Consider the following 6,264-nt stretch of genomic DNA (forward strand, 5'->3'; position numbering starts at 1 on the left):
ACGCCTTGAGCGAGACGGAACATTACAGACCGGCCCGCGCCCTTTCTTGACAGTTGAAGAGACAGATCATGTTGAGCGTCTATGCGTTCCCGGAGGCCTTTTCGCCTGCCGAATGTGATGCGATCGTCACGCTTGCGCGTGAAGAGGAGCTTTCGGATGCGGGGCTGGTGAAGAACCGCTCCGACCATAACCTGCGCCGCGCCGATCTGGCGTGGCTCGATGAGCGCGCGGGGGGCGAATGGATCATGGAGCGCATCATGCGCCTGGTCGCCGAGGCGAACCGGGCGCATTTCGATTTCGCGCTGACCGAATTCGGAGAAAGCCCTCAGGTCGCCCGGTACGGCGCGGAGCGTGAGGGGCATTTCACATGGCATTCGGATATCGGTGAGGGCGCTCTGGCGTCGCGGCGCAAACTCACCATGGTGGTGCAATTGTCCGATCCGGCGGAGTACAAGGGCGGTGCGCTGGAACTTCAACCGGATGCGAACATCCGCGAATCCGACCGCGCCAAGGGCTCCGCCGTGCTGTTTCCGTCCTTTGTCCTGCATCGGGTGACCCCGGTCACATCGGGCGAGCGCTTTTCGCTGTCGACCTGGGTGCATGGCCCGGCGTTTCGGTGAGTATTTTTCCAGCAAAGGAAACGCAGAGGGACGGGCTATCAGCCACACGTTAACCGGAATCTGATGAACCGGAATGCGCGATACAGGCGGGAGCGCCGATGACCACCAGCGAAGGAGATGCCCCGGCCCGTGTGGCCGAAACCCCTTCCGGTGACGCGATAGTGCTATGAACCGGCGGTCGGGGCGCATTCCCGGTTTCCTTTGCCGAGAAAATACTCAGGCGGGTTCAGTTGGCCAAAACCTTGTCCACCCAATCGGGCACCACCGTGCTAGCTGGCCCTTCGCGGATCTCGTCAAACCTCCCGCCGGAGGCTTCGAGGTTGAGTTCCATCGTGCGAATGCCAAGCTGGCGCGCCATCTGGCTGAAGCCTGCAGCGGGGTAGACCACGCCGGAAGTCCCGATCGAGACAAAGAGCGCGCTGTCCTCAAGTGCGTTCTGAATGGCCTCCATGTGATAGGGTATTTCGCCGAACCAGACGATGTCTGGCCGCGTCGCGGGCGCGCTGCAGGAGGGGCAGGGGTCTTTGACATCCATAACCATGGGCGCGGGCCAGCGATGCCCGCAAGAGGCGCAGAGTGCGTCCTTGAGCGCGCCGTGCATGTGGATCACCTCGCGCGCGCCGCCGCGTTCCAGCAGGTCGTCGACGTTTTGCGTGACGAGGTAGACGGGAGCACCGTATTCGGCCTGAAGTCGGGCGAGTGCCCGGTGGGCGGGGTTTGGCACAGCATTGGCTGCCTGTTCCCGGCGCATGTTGTAGAAACTCTGAACCAGATGCGGATCACGGGCAAAGGCTTCGGGGGTGGCGACATCCTCGACCCGATGGTCCTCCCAAAGCCCGTCTGCGGCACGGAAGGTCTTGAGCCCGCTTTCCGCCGAAAGCCCCGCGCCCGACAATATGAAAATCCCGCCTTTCATCACGCTCTCCTTTTTCGTCACCCTGCCTTGCGTCGGTCCTGTGGACAAGGGTAGCTTTGCGGCGCAAAGGAGACACCATGAAGAAAATCCTCTTCGTCTGCCTCGGCAATATCTGCCGTTCGCCTTCGGCCGAGGCGGTGTTTGCCGCCAAGGCGCAGGCCGCGTGCTATCCGGTGATCGTCGACAGTGCCGGGACCGGGAACTGGCATGTGGGCGAACCGCCCTACGGGCCGATGCAGCAAGCGGCGCAGCGGCGGGGCTATGACCTGTCTTCGCTGCGCGCGCGTCAGATCACCGCGTCGGATTTCGAAGGTTTCGATCTGATCGTCGCGATGGATGAGGCGAACCTGCGCGATATCGAGCGGCTGCGGCCTTCGGGGTCTGAGACGCCTGTGACCCTGATGATGTCTTATGCGCCGGAGACCGGGGAGAGAGCTGTGCCCGATCCCTATTACACGCGCGATTTCGATGAGGCCCTCAATCTGATCGAGGCGGCGGCAAACGGGCTTTTGGCCTCTCTCACAAATTGAGCCAGCGAAAGGCGCGTTTCAGCTCTTCGGTGCCATTTTCGGTGTACCAACGTCCGTGGCTCAGGATCACGCGCTCCGGCGCCCATGAAACCACTTCCCGGATCACCTCGCGCGCTTTGCCCTTGTTGCGGAACGTGGCGCGCATATCCAACGGGGCCTTGCCGTCCGGGGCGAGAATACCAGCAAAGCGCATCAGGAAAGCTTTCACTTTTCCAACCTTTTCCGCTTCGAAATTCTCGATCAGATCGGTCAGAATGAGGGTTTTCGAACTTTTGTGGAAAAACACCACCTCGTGCAGGAATTTGTGACCTTTGACCACACGCTGGCAAATGTCGCTCGCGTAGTCTTCGGGGGCCGTGTCGGTGAGCACCTCATGCGGCGGCACCGGGACGTTGAATTTCCTGGCCCGTTCTGCCACGCCGGGCGCGGCATAGACCTCCGCTTTCGGGAAGCGTTTCGCCCAGGCGTTCAGAGAGACGTAATGGATCGGATTTGGCGCGATCAGCCAGCCGATGGGGCCGAGAGCGGCCATCTCACCTAAGAGGGCTTCGTCAAGCGTGATCGGAGAATGCACCCAAAGCTTGCCCGCCACCCGGATGACGGTCATCCGGGTCGGGAAGTTCATGCCGTAAAACGCAACGGGAGGCCCGTCAGCGAGCCAGATTTCCGGGGCGACCGGTTTCAGCGTATTGAGCGGCAGGTAGAGCCCGCGCGCTTTCTTCCTCAAGGTTTCTTATCCGCAATATTGCGCGGCGGCTTGGCCGAAGGCTTTGTAACGCAACCAGAATTCTTCGTGCGAGCGGTTGTCCGACTGACGGATGTCTTGCGCTTTCTGCGGATCTTTGAAGAACTTCGCCGCCTGCCGCTGGTCGCTGTTCGACAGCGTCATGTCGGCGACCTGTTGAATGCAGCCGCACAGCGCGCGGTTGTTCGCGGCCCGGTCGGAGGCCATACAGGCCCGCTCGATCGTACCGGCACTGGCCGGGATCGGCGACAAAAGGGCGGTCGCGGTGGTTGCAATGGCGGCGAATGCCAGAAGGGATTTTTTCATGTCTCTGCCTCTTTCAACATACGCGCCCGTCTGGGATCATGGTGTGATCTGGCTTGGATGCCGCAGGCTGCGCTGATGTGAATATGTGGGACAAGATGCCTGAGTCTGTCGCGCGTGGCAATCACGGAGTTTCACGTACAGCAGAGATGAGCGGGGGCGTGCCGAGGTCTGCTCGGGCCTTACAACAGCCCGCGCCAGATCATGACGCCGAGCACCAGCCCGAGGGTGACAAGGAGGGCGAAGGCGATGCTTGCGATCAGATCGAGAACGCGGTTCTTGCGTCGGGTTTTCACATCTTGTCTCTCAAGGAAATATCTCAATTCCTTGAAGGCTTTATCGACCTTTTTGTGGTCGACCTGCTGGGCCAGTTTCGGGTGGGCCTCAAGTGCGATCGCTTCGATGATCACTGTGGATTTCTGGCGCGCCCAGCGGGGCAGGCGGCGACCGGCTTGTTTCACCTTGGCCTCGAACCCTTCGCCCAGACGCACGCCGAGACGGTCGCGCATCAGCGTGGCAAGCTCTTCGGATCTGTGCGTCACGGAATGGTCCATGGCGCAGATTTAAGCCCTTTGCCGCGCCGCGCCAAGGCGCTATCTCTGGGGCATGCTCAATACCGTCTTCACCGGTCAAGCGACCGACCGCGCGCCCCTTCTGATCGTCCATGGCCTGTTCGGCTCCGCCCGCAACTGGGGCGTGATCTCGAAACGTCTTTCAGATCAAAGACTTGTCGTCTCCGTCGATCAACGTAATCACGGCGAAAGCCCGCGGTTTGCGACCCAGAGTTATGAGGGTATGGCCTCCGATCTGGCCGAGGTGCTTGAGCCGATTGTTGCCGAACACGGGCCGCTGCATGTCATGGGGCATTCGATGGGCGGCAAGGCGGTAATGGTGCTGGCGCTCATGCGCCCCGAATTGATCAAGTCCTTGATTGTCGCGGATATTTCGCCCGTGGCCTACAGTCACGACAATACGCCGCTGATTGACGCGATGCGCAAGATCGACCTCTCGACGGTAGAGAAACGGTCGGATGCCGACCGGCAGTTGGCGCATGACGTTCTGGACCCGGGCGTGCGGGCGTTTTTGCTGCAAAGCCTTGTGGTGAAAGAGAAAAAATGGCTCCTGAACCTCGATGTTCTGGAGGCCGAGATGACGAAGATCGTCGGATTTCCAGAGGTCAGCGGGACCTATGAGGGGCCGGTGTTTTTCCTCTCGGGCGGCGAAAGCACCTATGTCGAACGCGCCCACAGGGATCACTCCAGGGCCTTGTTTCCACATGCAAAATTCGCCTCCATCCCCGGCACGGGCCATTGGCTCCATGCCGAGAAACCGCGCGAGTTCGAGGCGGCGTTGCGCGCCTGGATGGAGGCGGTGGACGCGAAGGGCTGAGCGTCAGGCGAATTCTTCCATGATCTTCTTGGCGATGTACCAAGTGATTGGAATCGCGGCGACAAATCCGATGACGGCGGAGACCAGAATGGGTTTCAGCGTGTCCTGACCCATGGTCAGGGCGACCACGACAGCGGTCCCCATCAGGGTTGTGGAGATGAGCGAAAACAGGATGCCGGCGAGTCTGTTCATTGGTTGGGTCCTTGATGGCGTTGCATTCATTCGCGCTGATGTGACGATAAGGTGATTCAACAATGTCGCTTTGATCGGCGTCAAATCCACTGTCGGCAAAGCGTCTGACTTGTGTCGGACTTTTGTCGGGCACGTCCTGAGCATGGCGGGGGCCGCAGACCGCGCCGGAAACGGTTGAGCCGCCTCCGCTCTGTCGCTACAAAATCCCCGAACATGCGCCTTGGAAGACAAAGATGGGAGACAAAGATGAAACGTGTGATGTTGATCGGACTGACGCTTTGCGCGCTCGCCGCTTGCGAAACCATCGAGGGCGCGGGCAAGGACATCTCGAAAGCCGGTCAGGCGATTTCGAGCGCCAGCCGCGACGTGCAGTCGAGCATGTAAACGGGAACTCCTCGCCGCGTGCTGCGTTACTCTCTCGAATGCAATGCAAGGAGAGTGACATGAAACGCGTGATGATTTTGGGTGCCGTGCTGTTGTCCCTGGCCGCCTGTGAGACCATCGAAGGGGCGGGGCAGGATATTTCCAAGGCGGGCTCTGCGATTTCTCAGGAGAGCCGGGAAGTTCAGAGCGAGATGTGAGTTCGCAGGCCCTTTGCCCGCGAGAAGAGATTTGAAAGCGCCTGCCGGTTGGTGGGCGTTTTTGTTTTGGGCAGGTGGATCAGAAGCGGTGGGGCCAGCGCCCGGCCAGAGGGTGGGTGTGCAGCACCCGCCCATGGGGGCGGGTCGGGTGCTGGCCGATGCTGGGCATCGGCAAGTTTGACTTCGATATGAAATGCTTGAATGGAGACGGACAATCTAATCTATTAGCATCATTATTCATGAGGAAAAGAGATTGTTAGCTATGAATTGGCGTACGCTCGACAACACCTTGTCCACTCGCATTGTTGCAACGGTAATCCCCCCATTTTTAGAGGGGCGTATCAGTAGAATCTAAGCTGCTGTCAGTTTCTGTATCGGGGTCATGCCGCCGATGCCCATGTTTGGTCTTTCGTTGTTGTAAGTCCAGAGCCATTTCGTTGCGTGATCCTGCACGTCTTCAATGCTTTCGAAGTGGTATCGCCCGAGCCATTCGGTGCGAACTGTCCGATTGTAGCGCTCGATATAAGCGTTCTGCTGGGGCTTGCCCGGCTGGATGTAAAGCAGCCCGATCCCCGCCTTCTCGGCCCATGTTTGGAGCCTGCCACTGACATATTCCGGGCCGTTATCTACGCGAATGGCCAGAGGTTTGCCTCGCCAGGCGATGATCTGGTCCAGCGCCCGAACAACGCGCTCGGCGGGCAGTGAGAAGTCCACTTCGATGGCCAGGCCCTCGCGGTTGAAGTCATCAAGCACGTTCAATGTGCGGAATGCCCGACCGTCAGCCAGCTGATCGGCCATAAAGTCCATCGACCACACCTCATTCGGGGCCTCAGGCACGACCAGCGGTTCCGGTTTCTCGCGCTGCAGCCGCTTCCGAGGCTTGATCCGCATGTTCAGCTCCAACTCGCGGTAGATGCGGTACACGCGTTTGTGGTTCCAGCCAAAACCTTTGACGTTCCGCAGATGCAAAAAGCACAGACCAAACCCC

At 59.9% G+C, this 6,264-nt stretch carries 11 protein-coding genes; 5 read left to right on the top strand and 6 right to left on the bottom strand.

Translation table 11 applies throughout. The features are described 5' to 3' along the window. Positions 1-68: 68 nt before the first annotated feature. Complete coding sequence (locus NH195_RS18380; protein ID WP_066710490.1) at positions 69-620, top strand: 2OG-Fe(II) oxygenase; 552 nt, start codon at positions 69-71, stop codon at positions 618-620. Positions 621-846: 226 nt separating this feature from the next. On the opposite strand, the gene NH195_RS18385 is transcribed toward NH195_RS18380, so the two are convergent. Beyond that, positions 847-1,536, bottom strand: a complete 690-nt coding sequence (locus NH195_RS18385) for an NAD-dependent deacylase (protein WP_066710493.1) — start codon at positions 1,534-1,536, stop codon at positions 847-849. Positions 1,537-1,613: 77 nt separating this feature from the next. On the opposite strand from NH195_RS18385, the gene NH195_RS18390 reads away from it, so the two are divergent. Beyond that, positions 1,614-2,066, top strand: coding sequence for a low molecular weight protein-tyrosine-phosphatase (locus tag NH195_RS18390; protein WP_066710495.1), 453 nt, complete (start codon positions 1,614-1,616; stop codon positions 2,064-2,066). On the opposite strand, the gene NH195_RS18395 is transcribed toward NH195_RS18390, so the two are convergent. The 3 genes from NH195_RS18395 to NH195_RS18405 all read right to left on the bottom strand — a co-directional run bounded on the left by NH195_RS18395 (position 2,056) and on the right by NH195_RS18405 (position 3,656). Further along, a complete protein-coding gene (locus NH195_RS18395; protein WP_066710497.1) occupies positions 2,056-2,793 on the bottom strand; it encodes a DUF4336 domain-containing protein in 738 nt (245 codons plus the stop codon). The genes NH195_RS18390 and NH195_RS18395 overlap by 11 nt on opposite strands. A gap of 6 nt (positions 2,794-2,799) precedes the next feature. Then, the gene (locus NH195_RS18400; RefSeq protein ID WP_066710499.1) at positions 2,800-3,117 is read right to left on the bottom strand and encodes a hypothetical protein; all 318 of its coding nucleotides are present in this window, start codon (positions 3,115-3,117) and stop codon (positions 2,800-2,802) included. A gap of 179 nt (positions 3,118-3,296) precedes the next feature. Then, complete coding sequence (locus NH195_RS18405) at positions 3,297-3,656, bottom strand: hypothetical protein (RefSeq protein WP_155846234.1); 360 nt, start codon at positions 3,654-3,656, stop codon at positions 3,297-3,299. Between the two features lie 64 nt (positions 3,657-3,720). Between NH195_RS18405 and NH195_RS18410 the strand changes: the two genes are divergently transcribed. Beyond that, the gene (locus tag NH195_RS18410) at positions 3,721-4,503 is read left to right on the top strand and encodes an alpha/beta fold hydrolase (protein ID WP_066710503.1); all 783 of its coding nucleotides are present in this window, start codon (positions 3,721-3,723) and stop codon (positions 4,501-4,503) included. A 3-nt stretch (positions 4,504-4,506) separates the two neighbouring features. Here NH195_RS18410 and NH195_RS18415 read toward each other — a convergent pair whose 3' ends face one another. Continuing rightward, the gene (locus NH195_RS18415; protein ID WP_066710504.1) at positions 4,507-4,695 is read right to left on the bottom strand and encodes a CTP synthetase; all 189 of its coding nucleotides are present in this window, start codon (positions 4,693-4,695) and stop codon (positions 4,507-4,509) included. 246 nt (positions 4,696-4,941) lie between these two features. On the opposite strand from NH195_RS18415, the gene NH195_RS18420 reads away from it, so the two are divergent. Together NH195_RS18420 and NH195_RS18425 are read left to right on the top strand one after the other, a co-directional pair. After that, positions 4,942-5,079 (top strand): entericidin A/B family lipoprotein, encoded by a 138-nt coding sequence (locus NH195_RS18420; protein ID WP_066710507.1) that lies wholly within the window; start codon positions 4,942-4,944, stop codon positions 5,077-5,079. 59 nt (positions 5,080-5,138) lie between these two features. Continuing rightward, positions 5,139-5,276 carry an entericidin A/B family lipoprotein gene (locus tag NH195_RS18425; RefSeq protein ID WP_066710510.1) on the top strand — a complete coding sequence of 46 codons (138 nt, stop codon included), beginning with the start codon at positions 5,139-5,141 and terminating at the stop codon, positions 5,274-5,276. Positions 5,277-5,627: 351 nt separating this feature from the next. On the opposite strand, the gene NH195_RS18430 is transcribed toward NH195_RS18425, so the two are convergent. Then, on the bottom strand, positions 5,628-6,264 hold a 637-nt coding region (locus tag NH195_RS18430; RefSeq protein ID WP_066701789.1), incomplete at its 5' end, for an IS3 family transposase.

The sequence above is a fragment of the Celeribacter ethanolicus genome (assembly GCF_001550095.1).
GTDB lineage: Bacteria > Pseudomonadota > Alphaproteobacteria > Rhodobacterales > Rhodobacteraceae > Celeribacter > Celeribacter ethanolicus.